This is a genomic window from Bacteroidales bacterium, assembly GCA_012519055.1.
Taxonomy (GTDB): Bacteria; Bacteroidota; Bacteroidia; order Bacteroidales; family Salinivirgaceae; genus JAAYQU01.
The window spans coordinates 59,627-86,215 of record JAAYQU010000006.1; the positions used below are offsets into that span (position 1 = coordinate 59,627).

A 26,589-nucleotide genomic window follows, 5' to 3' on the forward strand; every position below is an offset into this window, starting at 1 on the left:
TTATGCCCCTATGTTTTTTATAAATATTTTAAAACAAATATTATTTTCTATTCCACCTTTATAAACCTCTTAAGTTCAAAGTCATAGTCATAAATCTCGCCCTCCTCGATGTGATACCACCAGCCCATTATAGTTATATCGCCATTTTTTACAGCCTTACGGATATATGGGTACTGCATTAGGTGTTCAATTTGCACAACAACGTTCATCTGTTCGGTTAACACGCTGCGTTCTTCAACGGAAATAATGTTATTAGCTATCTGTTCCTCTACAATCTTTTTGACGGGTGCTGCCAGCTCTAGCCATTTTTTTGTATGTGGCAGTGATCTCATCTCTTTTGCGCTACTGTAAAGTGCGGCGCAGCCGCCACAGTTTGAGTGTCCGCAAACAACTATATTGTTCACTTGCAACTGTTTAACGGCATATTCAATTACTGCCGAGGTGGCTACAAATGTATCTTTGTTTCTATCGTATAAAGGTACAAAGTTACCGATGTTGCGAACAACAAATAGTTCGCCTGGAATTGTACCAGTAACCAAATTTGGCACCACGCGTGAGTCGGAGCAGCCAATATATAGCGTATGCGGATTTTGATGCTTGCCTAATTGGGCAAAAAATTCCTTTTTCGGAATATGTTCATTGCTTTTAAAGCCTCGAATCCCCTCGAACAATCTGTTGTAGTTAGGTTGAGGGTGATTGTCGTCTTCGTGTGTTGTTTTCATATTTTTATGGTTTAAATGTGTTTTTATGTTAAAGATGTATTTACTGATAATGGTTTTATTGTATAGCACTACAGCTAATTATTCTAACGGTTCTATTATGACTTTATGGTAACAAAAAATATGTCATTTATTGAGCATTTGTTTATACGTTTTTTCTACGATATCGTCTAACTGTGTGTAGAACTGTTCTATTTCCGATTTAGGAGGTATTTTATTTCTCCATTCGTTTAGTTTCTTATCAGTTTCGTCGAATATGTTTTTCTCAACTGGCTCAATAACCTGAATGTATCCGTTGTTTTCTTTATTCACTAATTTGGATATTTGTAAATAGTGGTATCCGTCCGGATTATCTATTGGATAGCACTCTTTTGACAGTATCCTGTTATAATGATTTAGTTTTGAGTTCTTTAGCGAATCGTCGTAAATCATTGTGTTTGGCAACTCCGCTTCGCTTATCCAAAGAGGCACTGTGATACATGTATTCGGAAACCCTACTGCTGTCCACATTGTTGTGAATTGTGGTAGTTCGTTCTCTTTAACTCCTTGAATAACAATGTTAGAGGCTGAGCCAAAACTTGTAATTAAGTTGTCGGAGTGTATAAATTTATCGCTTGTAGGCTCATTTTCAAACATCTCTCTGTAATTGTTTTTGGTTATTGGATTGTACAAACATCTTGAGAAATTTTGTATTACAGTGCGATAGTCAAGAGGTTTTTCCTTTATAGTTGCAGTAAAAAGTTTTTCGGCTGTTTGTAATCTTACAAAACCGTATCCAACATTGGGTTTTCCTGTTTTTGAAAAGTTAGTTCTCAGAATATATCCATCAGGGGCAACGCTTGGGTCGTTTGCATCATATTTTTTCCAAGTGTAATTGTTTACTTCGTAAAAAGCAGCACCGCCTTTTGCGTCTATCACTCCAAAGTGAGCAGCTAAACCCATTGGTTTTTCGGTGTCAGAGAGTAATTTTTCAAAATCTTCTAAAGTTTTGCATGTCTCTAATGCTTTTTTCATAAAAAATCCCTCTCGGTTTTTAATTTTTACGCTGTCGTTAAGATTTACGTTAAACGATGCGCTATTCATAATTGCAAAACCCACTTCATTGTTTCCTGCCCACACTTCGTTGCCTATGCTATCGACAGAATTAACAATTCCTATAAATGCATATTTCCCATTTTCGGCAGGATACTTTTTTGCGTAGTTTTCTAAAAAATCGGTATCGCGTAACTTCCAAATCAACGCGCGTCCGTCATTAGTGACTTTACCTGATATTACGGCGGTTGTACAGCAATAACCATTTTTCAAAAAAAGGAAAAAGATTATGACAAGAAAATGTTTGATATGCTCCATGTTTCAATAAGTTTTTTCATTAACAAATTTATAAAAATAGTGTAAACTACAAATATAATCTGGTCGTATTTATTATCTTGCAGCCTGTTTCAATGCTATAACATCAAGATATATGAGCAACATATTTTCATCAATTATCAGAAAAGCCGGATTAATAAGACTCGCTGATAAAATCAGATATTATATTCTCTTAATAAGAACATCTAAACAAAGACGTGATTTTAAACGAATAAATCCAGATGTAATTTTGCCGCCTCCATATTTTTTGTATGAAACTTTTAATTTGAATTATTTTAGTTTTTACGACAAAAGCATCGAGACAGCAAAGTGGTTGATAAGTTTTTTCGAGAAATATAAAAAACTTGAAAACGTAAATATTTTAGATTGGGGTTGCGGACCGGGCAGAGTTATACGACATCTTCCCTCTTTTATTGACAGCTCGTGTAAATGCTATGGCACTGATTACAATAAAAAATACATAAAATGGTGTAAAGACCATATACACAATGTTACTTTTACTACTAATCAATTACAACCACCTTTAGAGTATCTATCAAACTTTTTTGATATTGCTTATGGCATCTCAATTTTTACTCACTTATCGGAGGAAATGCACCATGCATGGTTTAATGAGTTAATGCGAGTTCTGAAACCCGGAGGAATGTTGTTTTTAACATTACATGGTTCTGCATTTTCTGAAAAGTTAACCGATGAAGAGAAGAAGCAGTTCGATAACGGAGGCCTTGTAGTAAGGGGTACAACCAAAGAGGGTCATAGAACATTTGCAGCTTTTCAGTCGGAAGCTTTTGTAAAAAGATTAATCGGCGAAAACACTGTTTTAGAGCACGTTGCAGGAAAGGTTGTTGACGGAAAACCGCAACAAGATGTTTGGATTATTCAAAAAACAAAAGATAACCCGAAATAAAAATATTTACGTTGCGTTTTTCAACAAACTTTAATCAAAAACAACAATGAAGGCAAAAATCATTAAAACAGTTCTTCCTCCAATACTTGGAATAATAACAGTACTTGCAATTTTGGTGATACTCAATCTTATTATGTATAACGGAGACGCTTTTAGCAAACCCGACAACGGTTTTTTCACACTGTTTGTGCCGATAGCAACGCTTATAGCAATAATAATTCAGTTCACTTTGACGCTACCTTTTTGGAAAAGATTTCAATCTCGAAAAAAGGTTTGGGGATTAACGCTAATTCCTGTTACCATAATACTTTGCATAATTTCGGGATTGTTTTTCGGACTACTATTTTGGGAGAGGGATTTAGGATTTAGCGAATTTGTAGGCGTTTCATTAACAGGCGTTATCGCTTTTTTTGTCTATTGGACAGTTAATATATTGACACTAAGAAAAATCGACAGTTTGAGCGACTGTGTGAACGGTGGCTGAGCGCGTAGCAATCGAAGCCACCGTTGCGGACATAAGTTTAGCGACAACTCTAAATGGGCACTTCATATACTCGGTGACCTATACTTCTCCCCGTTCTATCATCCAAATAGCATCTATCGTTAGCATAGAATCAACACTAATTTTTCTTGAAGCTGCCTTTTCTTCAATTTTTTTCAACCACTCCTTATCTCTTTTGATTTGATTTCGTAGATTGGTAACTTTAGTTTGAAATTCAGCATCAAATTTCTCTTTGCTTTTTATACCTTTAAAGTGATTATACACATTTTCAATAAAACCCCAACCCAAAGCGGGCAGCGTAGCTTCTGTTGCCATGATTATTATAACGTCGTGTTTATCAATCTCATCTTTTAAATCAAATATACTTGTTTCAGTGGGAGTATTATCATTGTTTGGGTAAATTTGCTTGTTATAAAACCAGAAATGACTATTTGAGAATGCACTTGTTATCCCCATATTGTACATCCCCCAATAGAAGCTATCGGATATAACTAAAACAGTAGGTTTTATTTTTGCCGAATCTGATTGAAATTTAATGTTAGGGTAAGCCATATTGAATGTCTTTAGTTTAACTAAAAGATTCATTCCATCGGCTATATCATAATCACCTTTTTTAGGTTGTGTAATTTCAATTTGGTCCCAATATAAGTTTGGCATATCGATATTTCGGGCATTTTCAATATATCGAATTATTGAGTCAGCAGCTAAGCACATACCGTAATAACTCCAATGTATGCCATATTGAGGATACAGAGGATACGGAGATTTACTTTTGTTTTCTATAAAATAGCTGTTAAAATCTATATGAGAGATACCTAATTGTTGTGCTAGTTGGAGGTGTGTTTCGTAATTGGTTGTCTTTTTTTCTGTAATGTACTCATCTGGGAAATATTCGGGATAAAATGAGCCTTTACCTGCAGCAAAAATCAAGATAATATTTTTGTCGAGTTTCGATAATGTATCCTGAACATATTTCAAGCGTTGCATTCTGTTCATAATGCTATCATAACCAATATAATCGGTGCCATGGTATGCTTTTATATAATTCTCTTCGTACAGATATTTATTTTTACCAATAATAACCCCACTCGCTCTTGGTTTATTAAAAAAACTAAAAGCAATTTGATTACTTAGTCTTAAAAGTGAGCTTCTAAAACCAAAAGTTTCATTAAGATATTTCTCTCTTTGTTCCTGATAAGTTCCTGAAAACCAATCGTTGAAATTAAAGCTATTTTTTACAGGTTCCGTTATAGCTCCTTTTAATGGTTTTAGTTTAACAATATCGAATTTTGCTTGAAATAACGGTGCTAACAGTAAAGCTAATATTAAAAACATTAGCACCTTTTTTATATTATTGATATATTTCTCTTTTATATGCTTCATAATTAAAACCTAAAATAGATAAATGGGTTAAAACCAAAAGCTGTAATTGAGCTAATGCAAAGTATTAAAAGTAATACAGATATTGCAAATACGGCTAAATGTTTTTTAATACAATAATCGTTAAAATAGACTGCATCTTGAATTTTCTGTCCTTTGTTTGAATATGCGAAAAAGGCAAAGAATAAGGCAATTATTAAAAACGTGTAAAACTCTAAGCTAAAGGATTGTGTGTTGTTAAAATCAAATGCAAACATGCGTTTTAAATATGTAAAGGCATCTGAAATTCTTTCGATTCTGAAAAATACCCAACCAACAACTACTATGAAAAATGTAATAATCGTGCTGGGCAACTTGCCAATCTTATTGTAAAAATTGATTAAGAAACTTCGTTCTAAAACCAAAAACAGACCGTGGTATGCGCCCCAAAATATGAAACTCCATGATGCTCCGTGCCACAAGCCGGAAGCAAGAAATACGAACCAAAGATTGAAATACAAACGTCTTTTTGTGGAGACCCTGTTTCCTCCCAAAGGTATGTATAAATAGTTTCGCATCCAGGCTCCGAGAGTTATATGCCAACGTCTCCAAAATTCGGTAATACTTCTAGAGATATATGGATTATTAAAGTTTTCGGGGAATTTAAAGCCAATCATTTTGGCAATTCCTATCGCCATATCGGAATATCCGGAGAAATCGAAATAAATTTGAAATGTATAGGCTAAAATCCCTATCCATGAGGTATATGTATCAAGGCAGGCATAGTCCATTGAGAAAATCAAATCGGCTTGCTGTCCCATTTGGTTAGCTATAAGAACCTTTTTTGCCAAACCAATTATAAAACGGTAAAAACCTGTTAACCTATTGTCAATTGTATCATTGTGAGAGCGATCTTTAATCTGATCTGCCATATCGTGATAACGAACTATAGGTCCGGCAATTAGTTTAGGAAATAGAATTATATACAGTTGGTAATCCCAAAAATTGTCCAAAGGCTTGTGAACACCTCTGTAAACGTCAACCACATAGGTAATAGTCTCGAACGTATAAAAGGATATCCCAATCGGTAGCACCAATTTTACCCAATGAATATGGTAATCGCCGAAAATTGACAACACATAGTTAATATTGTCAATAAAAAAGTTAAAGTACTTAAAATAAAAGAGTAACCCTAAATTGATTGATACAGACAGAGCTAGCATCAACCTACGGTGTAGTTTCTTTCGAGTTTGGGACATCCATCTAACCAAGTGAAAATCAAGAAACGTTGTTCCAAGTATCACAAAAATAAATCTCGGGGCTCCCCAGCTGTAGAAGAAAATACTAAACAACAGAATTACAATGTTTTTGTATCTCTTATCAGCAAGATAGTAGGTAATTAAAAACGCAGGAAGAAAGTATAACAGAAAAACTATGCTACTAAATACCATACTATTTTTTGTTAAAGTGTGCGAAAGTAAGCATTTATAGATTTACATACAACAAAAAGAGATGTTTTTTAATCAAGTCAATTGAGTTATTTTTCTTTGGAATGATTAAAAATATGCTACCTTTGCGATGTAAAAATTTTAATTGAAAATTTCGCAGTTGTTAATCTATGAAACGAACACGGTTATCGATATTTTGTAAATCAAAGCACAGTTATGAAATGTGTTCGTTTTTCACATTATTACGCCAGAAAATATACAAGTATGCAAAACATCTGTTACTGAACACTCTTTTTGGCGTATTACAGCAGCATTACGTTTTTCCCTCACTCTCACATAGTTGACGGTGTAACTATTGTTCACTCACACCCTTACAATCCATTTTCAGAGGAGTGTCCGACAAAGCATAATCACCAAAAAAGCGAATATGTTTTAATTCAACTCTTATCATATTTTGTAACTACAGTCTCTTTTGGTGCAATTTTGCTTGTTGTTGCGAAAGTAAGCTTCAAAGATGTCATTTACCCAAAAAATGACGAAGTTTTCTCAAATCTTCACTTTTTCTGTTCGAACGGTTTTCGTGCACCGCCTTTAGCTGTTCTAAACTAATATCACTATCTTTTTTAATTGCTTGGTTTATCATGTTGTAAAATGGCATGTTAGTTTTTTTGCGCATGATGGACGGTGATTAGTGTTTGGTGGATTTTTTTAAATACATTCAAATTTAAAATTTCGCCATAAATGTTTAATTATTAATTATTTAAAACATAAACAAATGAATAAATATATATGGGTTTTAGTTATTGCGCTTTCTATTCCGTGGAGCGTTTTTTCCCAGAAAAAAACAGATGCAAATATCGTAGGAGATGTAAAATGTAAAGGCGAACATCTTCCTTTTATAGCGGTTACCCTAAAAGGTACCACGATAGGAACTACAACAGACGCTACAGGACACTACTTTCTTAAGAATCTTCCCGAGGGAGATTTTACTTTAGTAGCTTATGGGCTTGGTTATAAGCAAGCTGAAAAACAGGTCTCAATCGTATCTGGTAAAACCATTGAGGTTAATTTTGAAATAGAGCCAGATGCCATTCAATTAGATGGTGTTGTTGTTTCGGCAAGCAGGAATGAAGTTAATCGTAAAGAGGCACCGGTAATTGTGAATATGGTTAGTAGAAAGCTATTTGAAAATACTAACTCTGTCTGTCTTGCGCAGGGCTTGAACTTTCAACCAGGTTTAAGAGTTGAGACTAATTGCCAAAACTGTGGAACTCAACAAGTTAGAATAAACGGATTAGATGGAGCGTATTCTCAAATCTTGATTGATAGTCGCCCTATTTTCAGTGCATTAGCAGGCGTTTATGGCATTGAGCAAATTCCTGCAAATATGATAGATAGGGTAGAGGTTATTCGCGGTGGAGGTTCAGCTCTATTTGGTGCAAATGCAATTGCAGGCGTTATAAATATTATTACAAAAGAACCCACGTCAAACTCCGTTGAGGTTGCAAATACAACCAACTTAATTTATGGTGAAAAAACCGATGTAAACACAACTTTTAACGCCTCTGTAGTAACAGATAACCACAGAGCAGGGATAATGGTTTTTGGCACATCTAGACAGCGCAGTCCATTTGATTACGATGGCGATGGTTTTACCGAAATAGGTAAAATAATTGCCAAAAACATCGGATTGCGTAGCTATTTCCGAACGAGCGACTATTCGAAACTGACATTTGAATATCACAACTTAGGAGAATTTCGACGAGGAGGAAATAATCTCGATTTGCCTCCCCACGAAGCTGATATTGCCGAGCAAACCGACCATAACAACAATCTGGGTAACTTGAAGTACGATATTTTTTCAAAAAACGGTAAGCATCGTTTAAATATTTACTCTTCAGCGCAACATATAGTTAGAAAAAGCTATTACGGCGCACAAAAAGACCCGAATGCTTATGGCAAAGCAGCCGACAAAACTTTTGCCGGAGGAGTGCAATACTCATATTCTATTGATAAACTGTTGTTTATGCCGGCAGAATTGATGTTAGGCACCGAGTATCATATGAATCATTTAAAGGACGAAATGCTTGGTTATAACAGGGTTATTGACCAAAAAACAGACTCAAAGAGTGCATTCGTACAAAATGAGTGGAAAAATCAGAAGCTAAGCTTGCTTTTTGGATTTCGTTTCGACAAGCACAATCTTATTGATAATCTTATAGTTAGCCCACGTTTAAATTTACGATATAGTCCAAATGAAAGTGTAAATTTCAGAACAAGCTATTCGAGCGGTTTTAGAGCCCCTCAAATTTTTGATGAGGATTTAGATGTTAGAAGTGTCGGTGGTGAGGCTCTGTTGGTAATAAACAGCCCTGCTTTAGAAACCGAGAAATCACAAAGTTACAGCGTTTCTGCCGATTTATATCATTCCTTTGGCGTTGTAAACACGAATCTGTTAATCGAGGGATTTTATACCAATCTCGACAATGTGTTTGTTCTCGAAGATATTGGTACAGATAGCAATGGTAATACTATTTTAGAGAGAAGAAATGGTTCAGGAGCAGTCGTAAAGGGAATTAATTTTGAAGGAAGAGTTGTCCCGTTTGAAAAAATACAGGTTCAGTTTGGCTTAACTCTCCAGAAAAGCGAATATAAAGAGGCACAAAAGTGGAGCGATAACCCAAATATCGAACCTCAAAAAACGATGTTTCGTGCGCCAAATCAATATGGATATTTAACAGCAAGTTATCAAGTGATAAAGCCAATGCTTATCTCATTGTCCGGGACATATACAGGGAAAATGTTGGTTCAGCATTTTGCAGGTTATATTGCCGAGGATATGGAAAAGGTGACACCCGAGTTTTACGATGTGAATTTAAAGCTCTCTTATGAGTTTAAATTAAATGAAAGTGCCAAACTGCAATTAAATGGAGGTGTTCAGAATATTTTCAACAGCTACCAGAACGATTTTGACAAGGGAGAGTTTCGCGATGCTGGATATATTTACGGACCAGCTATGCCACGTTCATTTTTCTTTGGACTGAAATTTATAATATAGTAAGATTTTTAATATTAAGAAAAAATAACAGTTTTGTAACAATCTTGTAACAACGACTTGCGTAATTGTGTTGCTCGTTTTGAGTAGCACGATGCAACAGATTGCGTAGCAATCGAAGCCACTATTGTGGAATTAATGTATTATTGGTCGCTTCGATTGGACTCAGTGACCAGAAGTTCTGATATTTTCTTAATTATTGCGTTTATATACATCTGTTATTCTCAAGTTTCTAAGAAAAATTTCATATATTTACATTGTAATAAGGGGTAGCATTAACATTACAGATAATGCTGTTATGAAACGAATATGCCAACCTATTTATCAATAAAAAAACTCATAAAATGCACAGAATATTAGTAGTTGACGATGAAGAAGATATATGTGAAATTCTTCAGTATAATCTCGAAAGCGAAGGTTATCTCGTTGATGTAGCGCATAACGCCAAAGATGCTTTACACATCTTGACCGATGAACATGATTTAATCCTTTTAGATGTAATGATGGACGAAATGTCTGGGTATCAAATGGCTAGTATTCTAAGAAAACAGCATAATAATGATATTCCAATTATTTTTATAACCGCAAAAACAGGTGAAAATGACGTGCTTACAGGATTTAATCTGGGGGCAGATGATTATATTTCCAAACCGTTTTCGCTCAAAGAGCTTTTGGCACGAGTTAAAGTTGTTTTAAAACGTACCTCTGCTGCCACAGAAGAAAAATCAACTGAGAATATAGTAGTGGGTAATTTGAATATCGACCTGAACACATTGACGGTATCAGTTAAAGACTCCCCTATAGAACTAACAAAAAAAGAGTACAAGATATTGGTCTTGCTTGCACAAAGTGTAAACAATTATTTCTCGCGAGAGGAGATATTGCAACGAGTTTGGGAAAATGATGTTTATGTTTTAGAAAGAAGTGTCGATGTTCATATAGCCCGATTACGAAAAAAAATACGCAATTCAAATTTGCAGATTGTAAATAAGGTTGGTTTTGGTTACAGCTTGAAAGTAAAATAGTTATGACACACAAGAGAAAACTTCTAATAGCTTTTTTTGCTATTTTTTTAGTTTATGCTTTCGTAATTGCTTGGTTACAGTATTACAAGGAGAAAGAGTATCAAACCAATAGCCAAAAGGAGACTTTGCGTATTTTCGCCACAATGGTCGAAAAAATGTTAGAAAACTCAACCGATGCAGAAGGAACATTACACTATTTACCTCAAGATGTACGTCTTACACTGATCAACTCGAAAGGGGAAATTATGTATGACAATGTTGCCGAAAACGTTAAAGAGAACCATTTGGGACGACCTGAAATCTATTCTGCAAACTACTCAAACGAGGGATATGCTATTCGGAAATCGAGTACTACAAATCAAGATTACCTCTATTATGCCAGAAAAAGTAAGAATGGCTCGTTTTTACGATTGGCTTTGCCATATGTAATTACCTGGACGAATTTTATTCACTTTGATAATATTTTGCTGTACATTGTTGTGTTTCTGTTTTTTATAACACTATTGGTATTGGTATTAATGACAGATAAATTCGATAATGTTATGAGAACTTTGATAAGTTTCGTAACAGATGTTGAAAAAGGAAATATCGACTACAATAAAATTCATTTTCCCGATACCCATTCTGGCGAAATTGGTCGTAAAATAATATCCTTATATAAACAGCTAGAGGACAGCAAGTTGCAAACAGTTCAGGAGAAAGATAGAAATCGTTTGATGAAACAGGAGATGACAAACAATATTGCACATGAATTGAAAACACCTGTTAGCAGCATTCGAGGCTATCTTGAAATATTATTGAATAATAAGGATATAGGATTTGAAAAACAGCAATATTTTATAGAACGTTCGCATGCACAAACTCTGCGTTTGTCGAATCTAATTCAAGATGTGGCACTGATTACCAAACTCGAAGAGTCGGCAAATCTTTTTCCGAAAGAGAAATTGGATTTGCATGAGATTTTTGAAGAGGCGGCTACTGAATTGCATGAAGTATATAAGGAACAGCAGGTTACAATTGAAAATAAAATTCCCGAAAAATCATTCTTTGCTGGAAATTATAATTTAATGTTCTCTGTTTTCCGTAATCTGATTGAAAACTCCATAAGATATGCAGGTGACGATATACAAATTGTTGTTGAATGTGTAGAGCAGGATAAAACAAGTTATCTTTTAAAATACTACGACACAGGGGTTGGAGTAAATAAAGAACATTTGGATAAAATTTTCGATCGTTTTTTGCGTATCGATAAAGGAAGAAGCCGAAAGAGTGGTGGCACAGGTTTGGGTTTGTCAATAGTTAAGCACGCTATACAGTTCCACGGAGGAACAATAGTAGCACAAAACAGACCAGAAGGCGGTTTGCAATTTGATTTTAATATTTTAAAATAAAGTCCTCAAACTACGATTAACTGTCTATATCAGTGTGTCTTGCGTTAATCCCTTCAGTGAGATAAAGTAAATCTTCGGCAATATTTGTACACGAATCGCCTATGCGCTCCATAAAATAAAGAATGCGGCTAAGGTTTAAGTAGGCAGGCATTTCGGCTGCCTTAACGTCTTTTTGAAACAGCATTTGGTGAATTTCATGATAACTTTCATCTATGGAATCATCAGTTGCAATAATGTTGCGTGCGATATAATTGTTTTCGGTATGAAGCGCGTAAACAATGTTGTCAAACATTTTGCTTACCATTCCAAACAGACTAATCAATTTTGGTTGATATTTTTTCCAAACAGATTTTGATTCAATAATAATGGGTAGACGTTTGCAAATACTGTTGAGTATATCACCCATTCGCTCAATGTCAACAATAATATTTAGAGTTGACACCATTCTGCGGAGATCAATAGCACGAGGAGTAAGCCGAACAATATCGTTAATTACAGTTTCACGAATTTTGTTCTCCATGAAATCAATGTTTTTTTCATTCTCGCGAACCTTTTTTAATTCCTCTGGAGTGATACTTTGCTCAAGGTGTTTGCCTACAAGAACAAATTGCTCGGACATAATATCCGTTAAAGCAATAAACTCTTCAGTTAGTATTTTTAATGAATTATCTCTTATCATAACTCTATGTTTTGTCAGTAATAATACAATATTATGGTGAATTATCCAACTTTGCCGATTAAATAATCTTCAGTGCGTTTATCTTTAGGATTAGTAAACATTATGCTAGTCTCTTCATATTCAACAAGTTCGCCCAAATACATAAACATTGAATAATCTGAAATTCTTGAGGCTTGCGACATATTATGTGTTACGATAATAATAGTAACCTGTTCTTTTAGCTGTACAAGAAGCTCCTCAATTCTGAGAGTAGCAATGGGGTCGAGAGCCGATGTTGGTTCGTCCATAAGCAAAAGATTTGGTTTAAGAGCCAGCGTGCGTGCAATACAGAGTCTTTGCTGTTGTCCTCCAGATAGAAAAGTTCCTTTTTTGTGAAGAACATCGCTCACCTCGTCCCATAATCCCACATTGCGAAGATTCTCCTCGACAATTCTATCGCGCTCAGCTCTCTTAAGCTTTATGCCTTTGAGCAGATATCCGGCGATAACATTATCGTAAATGCTCATTGTTGGGAAAGGATTAGGACGTTGAAAAACCATCCCTGCCTGAGTGCGCACATCAATAGGATTCATTTGGAGTATGTTGCGACCATTTAGTATAATATCACCCGTCATTTTAATGCCTTCGTGCAATGCGTGCATATTGTTGATTGCTCTCAGAAGAGTGCTTTTGCCACAACCCGAAGGTCCCATTATAGCAGTAATAGTATTGCGAGTAATATCGGCACTTACATCGCGTACAGCGTATTCATTGGGTGAATAGGAAATGCTTAAATTTTTCAGTTTTAAAACGGGTTCTTGTATGGTTTTCATCTGTTTTTCTATGTTTTAATCGCAATAAAAACTTTGAATTTGTTAAAAAATAGGACTTCTTTTTTTAGCAATGGTTTTTGCCGTAATATTAAGAATTAACACAGCTGCTAATAAAAATAGCGATGCACTCCAAATCATACTTTGCAAATTGGGGTCGTTATAAAACTCCCAGATAAGTAGTGAAACAGAGGTGTTTGGCTTGGTAATATCCCACTGAATGTACGAGCTGCCAAGAATAGTAAGCATAAGCGGTGCAGTTTCGCCCATAACACGCGAAATAGCTAAAAGTATTCCCGTAAAAATGCCCGGGAAAGCCGAAGGTAACCAAACCTTGAAAATCATTGCTGAATATGAAGTTCCTAGCGAAAGTGCAGCCTCTTTAAGGCTGACAGGTAAAAGGTTAAGAGTCTCTTCGGTTGAACGAATAATCAATGGAAGCATCATTATTGCCAATGCCACAGCTCCGGCAATAGCTGAAAAAGTACCCATGGGAATAACAATCCACAAATAAGCAATAATACCAATAACTATCGAAGGTGTTCCCTGCAGCAAATCACTGAGAAAACGTATAATACCGGCAAAACGTTTATTTCTGTTTTCTGAGATATATACACCACAAAAAATACCAACGGGAATAGCAACTAATGAAGCCATAATTACGGTTAGAAACATACCAACTATTCCGTTAGCAATACCTCCCGGAACACGTTCTCCGATACTGTTCGCCATCATAGCCTCTAAGGTTGTGGGCGTGGTTTGAATGAAAAAATCGAGATTTATTTGTTTAATGCCTTTAATAAGTACTGTTCCGATGATAATAACCAACGGCAACGCAATTATGACTGAAAAAACTATAACAAACCATAAAAACAGTTTGTCTTTAATCAATCTCCTCTTATTAAAACTAACATCTAACTTCATACGCCCATAAATTTCGGATTTCGAAATCCTTTATCTTGGTTTCATATTTCTTATTAACATTCGTCCTATCGAGTTTGTAATCAGTGTGATAATAAAAAGCAAAAGTGCAATAGCAATCAGAACAGCAAGGCGATTATCTGAAGCTTCGCCAAACTGATTAGCAATGATACTTGCCATTGTGTTACCAGTATCTCCCAAACTGAGAGGAATAGTGTTTGTGTTACCAATAAGCATAGTAACAGCCATAGTTTCGCCTAAAGCACGCCCTAAAGCCAGAATAAAAGAGGAAATAACGCCCGGTAACACGGTAGGGAATACAATTTTGGTTACCATCTCTTTGCGAGTAGCACCAAGACTGTAAGCTCCCTCTTTTAAATCTACAGGGGTCATTTTAATAAACTGACTGCTTAACGAGGCTGCATAAGGGATAATCATTATTGCTAAAACAATAGATGCTGTTAGAACGCCAAAGCCCTGTTTTGATAATCCAAGATTCATAATCACAGGACGGAGCATATAGAATCCCCAAAGTCCATAAACAATTGACGGAATACCCGCCAAAAGATCAATCATTGTCTCTAAAACGGAAGCTACTTTTGTGCCCTTAAAGTATTCGCCTGTAAAAATTGATACGGGTATTGAAAAAACAATACAGATAGCAAGCGCAAGAAACGATGTTAGAAGCGTCCCGACAATAAATGCAAGTGCTCCGTAACGCTCCGAGCCGGCAGTATAGTTCCATTCGGATGAGAAAATAAAGCTGAAAAATCCGTACTCCTTAAAAGCTGGCATTGCTCCGGTAGTTAGGGAATATATCATTCCTCCTCCTATAATCAAAATAAGAAGTGCTGCTAAAAAAAGTGTTATTTTAAAGATTCTGTCCTTCATAAAATCAATTAACAATTAACAATGAGCAATTAATAATTGAGTTAAAAGTACTTTTCCCTTGCACCTTTTCTCTTTCTCCTCTACTGATTTAGTTGTTAAATGTTTAATATCGTAATAAAAACAAAGGGTGTTGCGAGCAGGAACCGTAATTCATACTATGCACACCCTTTGGTGAAAATATTGGTAAAGAAAATGAAAAAACGTGTTTTTTGTTCCCTTCGGCTCTATCCAACATTGGCTGTTTAACGAACAACTTGGTATTAGATTTAAGCCTAAGTATCTCATTCTTTATTATTTAAAAAAACTTCAATAGTGGTTTAGCTTTCTTTGTTGGTATATACCATTCTGTCAATATTTTTCAGGGCTTGCTCTTTAACCGAAGCAGGAATTGGTGCATAATGTACCTTTTCAGTGCTTGCCTGTACTTCATCAGAAAGCATGTAACGAAGTAGAGATTTAAGTGCTTCGGCGTCTGCCTCTGTGCGTTTACCGTTATTAAGCTCCTCATATACAATAATCCATGTGAACAGACTAATTGGATAAGCACCCGGCTCAGGCGAGTTGGTTATCATACAGCGTGAGTCTGCAGGAATATCGGTATCTGCAGCAATTGAAATTGAGCTTGACGATGGTGTAACAAACTCACCATTAGCATTTTGAATACTTGCAAAATTAAGCTGTTGAGCAAAAGCATACTCAGAACCTATATATCCGATACTTCCGTCAGTTTGGCTAAGTACGCCAGCAACACCGGGGTTGCCTTTAGCTGCAAATCCTGCAGGGAAAGAAACTGATTTGTCGCCTCCATATTTTTCTTTCCAATCGCTATTTACTTTGCTTAGATAATCGGTGAATACGAAAGTTGTACCACTACCGTCTGAACGATAAATAGGGGCAATCTCTTTGTGTGGAAGATTAACACCTTCGTTTACAGCCTTTAGCTGTTCATCGTCCCAATATTTTATCTGACCTGCATAAATTTTGGCAATCAAGTCACCGGTAAGTTTAAGATTTGTTACTCCCTCTATGTTATATGCTAATACTACTGCACCCATACATGTTGGGATATGAATTACCGAAGGCATATCTATCATCTCTTCATCTGTGAGGAAAGCGTCTGTTCCTGCAAAATCTACAATACTCTCTTTTAAACTTTTGATACCACCACCACTACCAATACCTCCATACGAAACAGTGTTGTTTGTAGCTTCAAAATAGGATTTAAATGTCATTAGGTAAAAGGGTTGCGGAAAAGTAGCTCCCGCTCCTGAAAGGGTTACAGTTCCCTTGTTTTGACAACTTACAGCAACAATGCCAAAGGCTGCCAGCATAATAAAAAATGTGTTTCTTAATTTCATTTTCTTTACTTTTATTTATTCATATTTTCTCAACACAAAGTAACCATGACTAAGTTTCATTCCTGTTACGAAATTGTTACGAAATTGTAACAACCGCTTAAACAATCTTACAGCTTGATTTCCAGGTTAATATATCCTGCAATTTTTGGTTCTGTGGGAGTTGCTTTTGGTATTGTAATCCAGATGTTTGGAGATATGCGAATATGCTTATTTGGAGAATACTGAAAACCCAAAATAGCCGCATTTTCTTCTCTATCGATATTCCATTCATTAGCCGAGGAGAGACAGTCCCAACGTGCAAATATTTCAGCCTTTGCAGTAAGGCAGGTATATATAAAGGCTGAGAATCCATCTTGATGTTTACCTTCGGAGTTGCTTGTATTCCAAATAGCGCTATACTCTACTCCTGCGCCGAATTTATTATTTTCGTAGCCTGCGAAGCATGAAAGATTTTCCTGTCCGGTTAAGAAATCGTACCCGTGATCATAATCTTTATATGTACCAGTTATGCGAAGTGTAAGACCTGAAAAGAGTTTGCATGTAAGACCCGCACCGTAAAGGAAATATGGATCAACACTAATCTTTTTAAACCCTTCGCCGTTTACAAACGTCACATCGGCTTCAAAAAGCGAACCGAATTGATACTCGGCTATCATACCCAAATCGGCGACGTGAGCAAATTTGTATTTGTCTTGAAATGTTCTCATAATATAGCGATGTCCCCATGCTTTTAGCTGAGTATCGTGCAATTTCATATCTAAAAGACCAACATTTAGCGTAAAGTTTGATTTTTTCCACTTAAGAAAGGCGTTTCTAAGAAAACCTATTCGCTGTAAATCGCCAACATCAGAAGATTCTCCCGCATCAAAGATGACTGTTGTAGAGAATGATTCTGAAATCATATATTGATAGCCAAGATAGGCTCGCTGAATCTCAAAACCTGTATTTTCAATATCTGTGAATTCCGAATGGAAATTCCCAAAAATCATAATAATAGGTTTCCCGTTTTGTTGTAGTGACACTTTTAGTGAGTCTATCTGAGCAGACGTACGTAGCGAAGCCAGCAATAGAACGAGGAGGAGTATTTTTAGTTTCATTTTGTATTACATTCTGTTTGTCCGTATTGTTTTTCGAGTGTATTATTATGTTTACTCACCATAGAAGTATTTAATCCACTCTTTATATGTGTCTTGCACCGAAAGGCAAGTGTCGAGCAGATATTCTCTTGCCGTGCCGAACTCTTTTAATCCCCGGTAGTAAAATTGTTTGTATTGTTCATCAATAATAAAAGGGATGATATTGTTCCGCAGGCATTCCCGAAACATAATCAAACGTCCGACCCTGCCATTACCGTCTTGAAAGGGGTGAATTTGCTCAAAGCAGTAATGGTATTCTATAACATTCTCAAACTCAATAGTGGGCAATTTGCTATACCAATCATTAAGCTTATTCATTTCAGAGTCAACATCTTGTGGCATAGTGGTTTTCATACCGCCCACCTCGTTGGCTAACTTTTTCCAATCACCTAAACGGAACCAGGGTTTGGCGGCATCGGAAGTACCCGATTTTAAAATTCGGTGAAACGTTTTGATTATTGCATTTGATAATGGCTCGTCTATGCTGTCTAACAAGAAGTCGAAGGCAACAAAGTGATTTGATGTTTCAATAATATCATCAACAGGCACTGCTTCCTCCTCCTTGAATCCTATGGTACGGGTTTCGAAAATATAGCGGGTCTGCTCCTCGGTAAGCCGACTTCCCTCAATGCGGTTAGAGTTGTAGGCAAGATTTATCTGTGTCTTATGGTATAAGCCCCCTTTGCGTTTCGCCTGTTTTTCTTCTATAAGTCGGTTTTTTAAGTTCATTGATGCAATAAAAAGTAGATTCAAATATCAAATGCAATTTTATTCGCAAATTTAAGAAAAATAGTCAGGTTTTAGATTTTTTCTATAACCATTATTTGCTTTTTTGCTGTTGTATAAAGAGTATTATCTTTGCCATTATTAATAAGCTTATACCAAAAAGCAATTGGGCATGAAAAAAGTAAAACTATTTTTATTGATATTCGGTATTAGCGCAATTTGTTTTGCTGAAACGCCAACAAAATTGCGAACAGGGCAAAACAAGTTTAACACCGTATTAAGTGATAATCATGGGGATTCAATTTCTCAGCAAAAAAACAGAACTCCGTTTGTTTTAAAGATATCCCCATTCCATATTATTCAAGGGGATTTTATTACAAAAAGTTTTTCGGCAGGCTTAAGTTTTGAAAAACCAATGAAAAACAGATATAGTTTGCATATTGGGGCTAGATATATTTTCACAGATAAAACAGATGATCTCTTTGACAAAAGATTTACAGTCATATTCGTTGAACGAGTTAACGGTTTTGCCTTAGATGCCGAGCTAAGAAGATATTTTGGAAAAGAGAGGCTGGCGATGTCGGGTGGATACCTATCGGCAAATTTAAAGAATCTTTACACAAAGGCAGATATTGATAGCAAAACTGTGGACAGATTTTCTACAGCAGCTTTTATTAATATAGGATGGCAAGAGATATTCAAATCAGGGACTGTTTTTGATATTGCCGTAGGGGTGGGGGCTAAATATGTAGTCTCAGCTTCTTCAACTGCTCCTTTTTATAGTGAAACGAGACACTTTATGGATTCGGGTAAAAAGCCCTATCATTCAGGCTATGCCTTTTTCCCATTTGTAAATATTAACTTTAATTTGGGGTATTGCTTTTATAAGGGGAATAGATAAAAGTATTCTGAAAATCAAGTGGTTAGATAGCTTCAGTTGTGATTAAAGATTGTTTAAGTAGTCTTTAAAATACAATGGGACTAACTTAATTAAGTTAATCCCAAGGCCAGGGTTGATTAGAGATACTCCGTACAACCAATTACAAATATACAAAACAGTTTTTCATTATACAAGTGGCGAGCAAAATGACATCGTTATTAGGCTGGTTATGGAAGAGTTAAGGTATATTTTTTTCTGTTGTAGAAAAATTAGTAATTTTGTTTATTGTGGTAAAAGACTTTTACAAATAAAAAGGTTTCCACGGGTGTACGCGGAAACCAAGAAAATCTTCGGCTTATAGCCTTATTGTGAAAAGTCTTTCACAATTTGTATCTTTTTATGAAGCAAAGATACAATAAAAATTTGATTTGTCAACAAAAAATAAAATTCGTTAAATATGAAAGTATTAGGTATTGATTTAGGTCCATCTTCAATAGGGTTATCCGTCCGGAATGCTAATAGGGGTAACAATTTACAAGAGCAGTTGGAGTATTTTTCATCAGTTGTTTTTAAATCGGGTATAGGTAAAGGACAATCTGGAGAATACTCTTATGCAGCAGAACGCAGGATAAAACGCTCTTCCAGGCGATTATACCAAGCTAGAAAATATAGAATTTGGGCAACCTTAGAGTTGCTGATTAAAGAGGGATACTGTCCTCTTTCTTTGGAGGATTTGGATAAATGGAGAAAATATGACAAGAAAAAGGGATTAAAGCGACAGTATCCAATTCATGCCCAAGGATTTGAACAATGGGTTCGATTAGATTTTAATGGAGATGGCAAGGCTGATTATTCAAGCCCATACCAATTAAGGGCGGAATTAATGCAGCAACAATTCGATTTTACTCAACAAGGTGACAGATACAAACTCGGCAGAGCTTTGTATCATATTGCTCAAAGACGTGGCTTTAAAAGTAGTAAGGGAGAAACTATAAAAGAGCAAGAGGCTACAGAAACAGACCTTTTGAATGAAGTTGAGGTTGATATAACCGAAGAATTAAAAAAATCGGAAGAAAAGAAATCAAAGGATTTGAAGGCTTATATGGAAGCGAACAATCTGAAAACAGTTGGTTGTGCTTTTGCTAAATTGGAAGATGAAGGTGTCCGTATCCGCGATAGCGTTTATCAGGCTGTACGAACGCAATATAAAGACGAAATTAGGCAGATTTTCGAGTTTCAGAAAGGACTCGATATTAATAGTGAATTTTATAAAAGACTCACAAGCGAAAAGAAAGGAGAAGGAACAATTTTTTATAAACGTCCACTACGTTCGCAAAAATGGTTAGTTGGAAAATGTACTTTAGAGGGTAGTAAACCGCGTTGTCCCATTAGTCACCCTGAGTTTGAAAAATTTCGCGCCTATAGTTTTATCAACAATATTCAATACAGAAAATCTACAGATGATGAGTGGCAAAATCTAACATTAGAGCAAAAGCAAAAACTGTACAAAGACAAGTTTCTTAGGACTGCAAAAGGCTTTGATTTTAAGGAGATTAGAGAGTGGATTGAAAAGGATATTAGAGATAATACTCGTAATTATATATTAAGATATGACAGAGATAAAGAGAAACGTACCATTAATTATGGTGATAAAACAAATGTCTCTGGTTGTCCAATATCTAGCAGATTGAAAAACTTATTGGGGTTGGATTGGGAGAAAGTTGTGTTGACAACGGAGAAAGAACGCATAAATAAAAAAACAGGAGAAGTTCGTAAAATTACTTATACGGCAGAGGATATTTGGCATATCGCATTTTCATTTGACGAACCAGAATTTGTAAGAATTTTTGCCGAAGAAACATTGAAGTTTGATAAAGCAAAATCAGACGCATTTGTCAGATTGCATAACGATATTAAACCAGGATACTCGATGTTAAGCTTAAAAGCCATTAAAAACATCAACTACTTTTTAGAAAAAGGATTCATCTACACCGAATCTGTTTTGTTGGCAAAACTGCCTGAAATATTTGGCGAAAAATGGGGAGAGAATGAATCAGAGATAGTGAGTCAAATTAGTTCAATTATTTCAGAAAATCGTAAAGAAAAAGATATTAAAAGTATTGCAAACGCATTGATTGCCAAATATAAATCGTTGTCTTTAGATGACGGCGAGCAGTTTGCCTATAAAAACCATGAATACAAACTTGGCGAAAACGACCTAAAAGATATTGAAAACGCCTGCATAGATAAATACGGGAACCGAACTTGGAGTAAGAAGAGTGATGATGAGAAGAGAGAAATCATTAAACAAGTTGGGCAATATTATCAATCCTTTTTTAAATCAGAAGATAGAGATTATTATAAGTTGCTGAGATTATCAGATAGCTTAGCTAAATATCTGTTAGATAATTTTGAGTTTTTAAACGTAAAAGAGTTGAAAAAAATCTACCATCCTTCTATGATCAGTTTTTATATACCTGCAAAAGAACAACAAATTGAGGATGGAAGATGGCTTAAACTGCTTGGAAGTCCCGTAGTTGGGGCAATAAAAAACCCTATGGCTATGCGTGTATTACATACATTACGCAGACAAATAAACTCTTTACTTAAAGCGGTGGATGAAGACGGCAACCAATTGATAGACGAAAATACTCGAATTGTAGTGGAGACAGCCCGTGAAATTAACGATGCAAATATGCGATGGGCAATAAGAGCATATCAAGATGGACGAGAAGCTGAAAATAAAGTATATGAGAAAGCAATCAATGAGCTACTAAAAGAGGTACAAGCAACCGATGATAATATAGACAAAGTTCGTTTGTTGTGCGATCAGCACGAAATTTTAGGTAACGATCAGCTTCAAGAACCGAGCAGTGAGGATAAATCTCAAAAGAAGAAAATATATTTCGTAGAGGATTATAAGAAGTCCAAAGAGAATGAAATTAAGAAATATCGTTTGTGGTTAGAGCAGGGTTGTCGCTGTATTTATACAGGTGAAATCATAAACATTAAAAAACTTTTTGATGACAATGTGTCAGATTTCGAACACACTATTCCGAGAAGCAAATCATTTGATAATTCGTTGGAAAATCTGACAGTTTGTGATGCTTATTACAATCGTGCTATAAAGAAGAATCGTATTCCAACAGAGTTGGAAAATTATAATAAAGATGCCACAATTAACGGTAAACTATATTCTGCAATATTGCCACGATTAAAACCTTGGTTTGATAAAGTGGATCGACTAAAAGATAATGTGGAGTTTTGGATTGGGAAATCAAAAAAAGCTGCCGACAAGGAACGTAAAGATTATTGCATTCGTCAACGCCACTTGTGGCAAATGGAACTTGATTATTGGCAAAATAAGCTAAACCGTTTTACAATGACAGAGGTAACCGATGGGTTTAAAAACAGCCAATTAGTTGATACTCGAATTATTACAAAATATGCCTATCACTATCTTAAAACAGTGTTTGACAAGGTTGAGGTTCAAAACGGCAGACATACTTCAGATTATAGAAAGATGCTTGGAATACAAGGCATAGATGAAAAGAAAGATCGAAGCAAACACTCGCATCATGCAATTGATGCAACAGTGCTTACACTTATACCAGCCTCTGCTAAACGTGAAAAAATGCTAAAATTATTCTATGAGATAGAGGAGGATAGACGCTCTAATAAAGATATAACAGAAAAAACAAAGGAGCTTAAAAAAGAGATTGCCCAATGCGGTTTCGGTAGAAACGTAAATGAAATAGGTAATTTTATTGAGGAAAATATTCTGATAAACCACATTTCAAAAGACCAAACTCTTACACCTACACGTAAACGTTGGCGAACAAGAGGTAAGGTTGCTTGGCAACGAGATAAAGATGGCAGCATTATTTATAAAAATGGCGAACCACAGCCAAAACGTTGGATTACAGGAGATAGTATCCGTGGGCAGTTGCATAAAGATTCATTTTTCGGGGCGATAAAATATCCTAAAACAGACAAATATAATATTCCTATACAAGGTGATGATGGTAAATATGTTTATGAAACGGATAAGAGTGGTAATGAAGTTATTAGCATGGTAATACGAGTGCCGATAACGAGTTTTAAAGATGAGAAAGATTTAGATAAAATAATTGATCCGACGGTAAAAAACAGTATTTTGAAGACAATTGCAAAACGCCAATCCGAAGGAAAATCATTTTCAGTATCTATTAATGAGCCCATTTGGCTTTTAGATAGTGACGGCAAAGAAATTAAAAAAGATAAAAACGGACGACTTCTACTGCCTATTCGTCACGTTAGGTGCAGAGTGGCGGCAGGAAGAGGGTTTTTTACTAAAGACAAAGCAATTGAAATAAAAGAACAAACTTATAAATCCAAAAAAGATTATAAGAGATATTATTATGCTCAAAATGATGGAAACTATCTGTGTTTACTTTATGAATGTTATCATAAAGGGAAGCTGGAACGAGAGTTTAAGTTTATAAATTATTTCGAAGTAGCAAAGTTGGGGATAAAATCATCTGATGATATCAAAAATGAACCTTATTTTAATGAATTAAGCAAAAATAAAAAACAGTATAAACTCTCTGCTATTATCAAGACAGGAACCAGAGTTTTAATGTACAGTAAAAAGCCTGAAGAAATATTTGACTTAGAGAACACAGAATTACTTAAACGTTTATATAATGTCTATAAGTATAACTTCACAGGTAGTAACCGCATTTATTTGCAACAACATCTTGAAGCAAGAGAGAATGAAAAAATCAAAAATGATGAAGATTTTTCTGTTTTTGATAATACAAAATATCAAGCAAGATTAAATCTTGTTGCAAGTAACTTTAATTGTATTATTGAAGGACGTGATTTCGAGATTTCCGACAGTGGAAAAATAAATTTTATTAACTAGAGATGATAAAAAAAACACTCTATTTTGGCAACCCAACATATCTTAGTTTGCGAAACAGACAGCTGACAATCAAGTTGCCTGAGGTAGAAAAGTCTGATTTGCCCGAAACTTTTAAAGAGGATTCGGTTATTACTATCCCTATAGAGGATATAGGAGTGGTGTTGCTTGATAACAAACAGATTACCATTACACATGGAGTAATGGAGGCGTTGTTGGAAAATAATGTAGCTCTGATAACCTGCGATAATAGCCATTTGCCTGTTGGTTTAATGCTTCCACTCTGTGGCAACACCACGCAGAGTGAGCGTTTCACACAGCAGATACAGGCTTCGCTACCATTAAAAAAACAGCTTTGGCAACAGACTGTTCAACAGAAAATACTAAACCAAGCAGCTGTTTTAGAGTCTGTTATGGGTGAAGAGGCACGTAATATGCGTGTTTGGGTAAATGAGGTTCGCAGTGGCGACCCTGACAATTTAGAGGGGCGAGCAGCTGTATATTATTGGCGAAATCTTTTCCCAAAAATCCCCGACTTTACACGCAATCGCGATGGTATTCCGCCAAATAATCTGCTAAACTACGGTTATGCTATTTTGCGCGCTATAATTGCTCGTAGCCTTGTATCAAGTGGACTTTTGCCTACATTAGGTATTCATCACCACAATCGCTACAACGCTTATTGTCTTGCAGATGATGTAATGGAGCCGTATCGCCCTTATGTTGACCAAATTGTGATAAAACTTTTGGCAAGCGGTATAGATTGCTCTAAAATTACAAAAGAGATTAAACAGGAATTGCTACAAATTCCAACAGTTGAGGTAATAATTGGCAAAAGGCGTAGTCCACTAATGATTGCCGCGACACAAACATCGTCGTCTCTCTATAAATGTTTTTCGGGTGAACTTAGGCGAGTGGTTTACCCAACTTTAGAGCCTTATAATACAGATGGATAGATTTAGCGAATATAGAATTATGTGGGTTTTAGTATTTTTCGATTTGCCAACTGAGACAAAAAAGGAGCGTAAAGCAGCAGCAAAGTTCCGCAAGCAGTTGATTGAAGATGGCTTTACTATGTTTCAGTTCTCTTTTTATATTCGTCATTGCCCAAGTCGCGAAAATGCCGAAGTTCATATAAAACGAGTTAAAGGCTTTCTGCCGGAGTTAGGCAAGGTTGGAATCCTCTGTATTACCGACAAACAGTTTGGAAATATGGAGATTTTCTATTGTCAAAAGGAGGATAAAAAGCCATCACCCTATCGACAATTAGAACTTTTTTAGAAATAAAAAACTGATATATATAAAGAGAAAATCCCGATTTTTTCTCGGGATTTTTTATTTCTAAAACAGTCTGTAGTTTATTGATTCTCAGCACGGTGTCCATATTGTGCTGTTTTAGATCCTAAAGATACAAATTTCTGAAAGCAATTCACAACTTAAAATTAGCCGTGTTTTTGGTTGTTTTTGCTGTTTTAGATCCTAAAGATACAAATTTCTGAAAGCAATTCACAACCTGTTAAGTCGAATACTGAAAGCGTTATCTGCTGTTTTAGATCCTAAAGATACAAATTTCTGAAAGCAATTCACAACGTGTTTTGTGCAATAGGGCTGTGGTGGTTTGCTGTTTTAGATCCTAAAGATACAAATTTCTGAAAGCAATTCACAACTGCAAATATAGCGAAATTGTTTTAAATTAGGCTGTTTTAGATCCTAAAGATACAAATTTCTGAAAGCAATTCACAACTGTTTTGATTTGCTTGTAATGCTACAAAAGGCTGTTTTAGATCCTAAAGATACAAATTTCTGAAAGCAATTCACAACATAAGGATTAGCCATTGCAACCTTATTAAGCTGTTTTAGATCCTAAAGATACAAATTTCTGAAAGCAATTCACAACAACAGCTTTTACGGAGGCGGACACGGTAAAGCTGTTTTAGATCCTAAAGATACAAATTTCTGAAAGCAATTCACAACGTGTTAATTGGACAATTGACGACACCGACAGCTGTTTTAGATCCTAAAGATACAAATTTCTGAAAGCAATTCACAACTGCAATGGGTATCGCCAACACGGCGCAAAGCTGTTTTAGATCCTAAAGATACAAATTTCTGAAAGCAATTCACAACAATGTAGCCGAGCCGTGTCGGTAATACAAGGCTGTTTTAGATCCTAAAGATACAAATTTCTGAAAGCAATTCACAACCAAAAGCGATAACGAAAAAAGTAATTAATGGCTGTTTTAGATCCTAAAGATACAAATTTCTGAAAGCAATTCACAACAAGCGATAAAAAACATAAACTTTAATCCTGGCTGTTTTAGATCCTAAAGATACAAATTTCTGAAAGCAATTCACAACTACGGTTGTAATAACACGAACGAATTAGAAGCTGTTTTAGATCCTAAAGATACAAATTTCTGAAAGCAATTCACAACATTTTACAAATTTTTGCAATCACTTCGATAGCTGTTTTAGATCCTAAAGATACAAATTTCTGAAAGCAATTCACAAC

21 protein-coding genes and 1 CRISPR repeat array are annotated in these 26,589 nt (G+C 35.5%); of the genes, 9 read left to right on the forward strand and 12 right to left on the reverse strand.

Going from position 1 to position 26,589, the window contains the following annotated elements; translation table 11 throughout:
* Positions 1-47: 47 nt before the first annotated feature.
* Together GX311_01425 and GX311_01430 are read right to left on the reverse strand one after the other, a co-directional pair.
* A complete protein-coding gene (locus tag GX311_01425; GenBank protein NLK15039.1) occupies positions 48-722 on the reverse strand; it encodes a carbonic anhydrase in 675 nt (224 codons plus the stop codon).
* A 123-nt stretch (positions 723-845) separates the two neighbouring features.
* Entirely contained in the window at positions 846-2,069 is a 1,224-nt protein-coding gene (locus GX311_01430; protein NLK15040.1) for a hypothetical protein, read from the reverse strand.
* A 112-nt stretch (positions 2,070-2,181) separates the two neighbouring features.
* Here GX311_01430 and GX311_01435 point away from each other — a divergent pair, with 112 nt between their 5' ends.
* Together GX311_01435 and GX311_01440 are read left to right on the forward strand one after the other, a co-directional pair.
* Entirely contained in the window at positions 2,182-2,994 is an 813-nt protein-coding gene (locus GX311_01435; GenBank protein ID NLK15041.1) for a class I SAM-dependent methyltransferase, read from the forward strand.
* A gap of 46 nt (positions 2,995-3,040) precedes the next feature.
* A complete protein-coding gene (locus GX311_01440) occupies positions 3,041-3,478 on the forward strand; it encodes a hypothetical protein (GenBank protein NLK15042.1) in 438 nt (145 codons plus the stop codon).
* Between the two features lie 78 nt (positions 3,479-3,556).
* On the opposite strand, the gene GX311_01445 is transcribed toward GX311_01440, so the two are convergent.
* From GX311_01445 to GX311_01455, 3 genes are all read right to left on the reverse strand, one after another.
* Positions 3,557-4,831, reverse strand: coding sequence for a hypothetical protein (locus GX311_01445; protein NLK15043.1), 1,275 nt, complete (start codon positions 4,829-4,831; stop codon positions 3,557-3,559).
* Between the two features lie 50 nt (positions 4,832-4,881).
* Positions 4,882-6,306: an MBOAT family protein gene (locus GX311_01450; GenBank protein ID NLK15044.1), complete on the reverse strand. Its 1,425-nt coding sequence runs from the start codon at positions 6,304-6,306 to the stop codon at positions 4,882-4,884.
* A 514-nt stretch (positions 6,307-6,820) separates the two neighbouring features.
* On the reverse strand, positions 6,821-6,979 hold the full coding sequence (locus GX311_01455) for a hypothetical protein (protein NLK15045.1): 159 nt from the start codon (positions 6,977-6,979) through the stop codon (positions 6,821-6,823).
* Between the two features lie 99 nt (positions 6,980-7,078).
* Between GX311_01455 and GX311_01460 the strand changes: the two genes are divergently transcribed.
* The 3 genes from GX311_01460 (at position 7,079) to GX311_01470 (ending at position 11,774) form a co-directional block, all read left to right on the forward strand.
* Complete coding sequence (locus tag GX311_01460) at positions 7,079-9,361, forward strand: TonB-dependent receptor (GenBank protein NLK15046.1); 2,283 nt, start codon at positions 7,079-7,081, stop codon at positions 9,359-9,361.
* A 341-nt stretch (positions 9,362-9,702) separates the two neighbouring features.
* Positions 9,703-10,383, forward strand: a complete 681-nt coding sequence (locus GX311_01465) for a response regulator transcription factor (protein ID NLK15047.1) — start codon at positions 9,703-9,705, stop codon at positions 10,381-10,383.
* Between the two features lie 2 nt (positions 10,384-10,385).
* Entirely contained in the window at positions 10,386-11,774 is a 1,389-nt protein-coding gene (locus GX311_01470) for a hypothetical protein (GenBank protein NLK15048.1), read from the forward strand.
* 16 nt (positions 11,775-11,790) lie between these two features.
* Here GX311_01470 and GX311_01475 read toward each other — a convergent pair whose 3' ends face one another.
* The 7 genes from GX311_01475 to GX311_01505 all read right to left on the reverse strand — a co-directional run bounded on the left by GX311_01475 (position 11,791) and on the right by GX311_01505 (position 18,297).
* Complete coding sequence (locus tag GX311_01475; protein ID NLK15049.1) at positions 11,791-12,453, reverse strand: hypothetical protein; 663 nt, start codon at positions 12,451-12,453, stop codon at positions 11,791-11,793.
* Positions 12,454-12,494: 41 nt separating this feature from the next.
* A complete protein-coding gene (gene pstB, locus GX311_01480) occupies positions 12,495-13,265 on the reverse strand; it encodes a phosphate ABC transporter ATP-binding protein (protein ID NLK15050.1) in 771 nt (256 codons plus the stop codon).
* Between the two features lie 42 nt (positions 13,266-13,307).
* The gene (gene pstA, locus GX311_01485) at positions 13,308-14,186 is read right to left on the reverse strand and encodes a phosphate ABC transporter permease PstA (protein NLK15051.1); all 879 of its coding nucleotides are present in this window, start codon (positions 14,184-14,186) and stop codon (positions 13,308-13,310) included.
* Positions 14,187-14,216: 30 nt separating this feature from the next.
* A complete protein-coding gene (gene pstC, locus GX311_01490; GenBank protein NLK15052.1) occupies positions 14,217-15,074 on the reverse strand; it encodes a phosphate ABC transporter permease subunit PstC in 858 nt (285 codons plus the stop codon).
* Between the two features lie 317 nt (positions 15,075-15,391).
* Positions 15,392-16,405: a phosphate ABC transporter substrate-binding protein PstS gene (gene pstS, locus GX311_01495; protein NLK15053.1), complete on the reverse strand. Its 1,014-nt coding sequence runs from the start codon at positions 16,403-16,405 to the stop codon at positions 15,392-15,394.
* A gap of 134 nt (positions 16,406-16,539) precedes the next feature.
* Positions 16,540-17,529, reverse strand: coding sequence for a hypothetical protein (locus GX311_01500; GenBank protein ID NLK15054.1), 990 nt, complete (start codon positions 17,527-17,529; stop codon positions 16,540-16,542).
* 51 nt (positions 17,530-17,580) lie between these two features.
* Positions 17,581-18,297 (reverse strand): Fic family protein, encoded by a 717-nt coding sequence (locus tag GX311_01505; protein NLK15055.1) that lies wholly within the window; start codon positions 18,295-18,297, stop codon positions 17,581-17,583.
* A 169-nt stretch (positions 18,298-18,466) separates the two neighbouring features.
* Between GX311_01505 and GX311_01510 the strand changes: the two genes are divergently transcribed.
* The 4 genes from GX311_01510 to cas2 all read left to right on the forward strand — a co-directional run bounded on the left by GX311_01510 (position 18,467) and on the right by cas2 (position 25,358).
* Positions 18,467-19,195 carry a hypothetical protein gene (locus GX311_01510; protein ID NLK15056.1) on the forward strand — a complete coding sequence of 243 codons (729 nt, stop codon included), beginning with the start codon at positions 18,467-18,469 and terminating at the stop codon, positions 19,193-19,195.
* Positions 19,196-19,631: 436 nt separating this feature from the next.
* Positions 19,632-24,080: a hypothetical protein gene (locus GX311_01515; GenBank protein ID NLK15057.1), complete on the forward strand. Its 4,449-nt coding sequence runs from the start codon at positions 19,632-19,634 to the stop codon at positions 24,078-24,080.
* 2 nt (positions 24,081-24,082) lie between these two features.
* Positions 24,083-25,033 carry a type II CRISPR-associated endonuclease Cas1 gene (gene cas1, locus GX311_01520; protein NLK15058.1) on the forward strand — a complete coding sequence of 317 codons (951 nt, stop codon included), beginning with the start codon at positions 24,083-24,085 and terminating at the stop codon, positions 25,031-25,033.
* On the forward strand, positions 25,026-25,358 hold the full coding sequence (gene cas2 / locus GX311_01525) for a CRISPR-associated endonuclease Cas2 (GenBank protein NLK15059.1): 333 nt from the start codon (positions 25,026-25,028) through the stop codon (positions 25,356-25,358). The genes cas1 and cas2 overlap by 8 nt, the downstream gene beginning before the upstream one ends.
* A gap of 493 nt (positions 25,359-25,851) precedes the next feature.
* Positions 25,852-26,435: a CRISPR direct-repeat array (repeat unit 47 nt; unit sequence GCTGTTTTAGATCCTAAAGATACAAATTTCTGAAAGCAATTCACAAC).
* Positions 26,436-26,589: the final 154 nt, after the last annotated feature.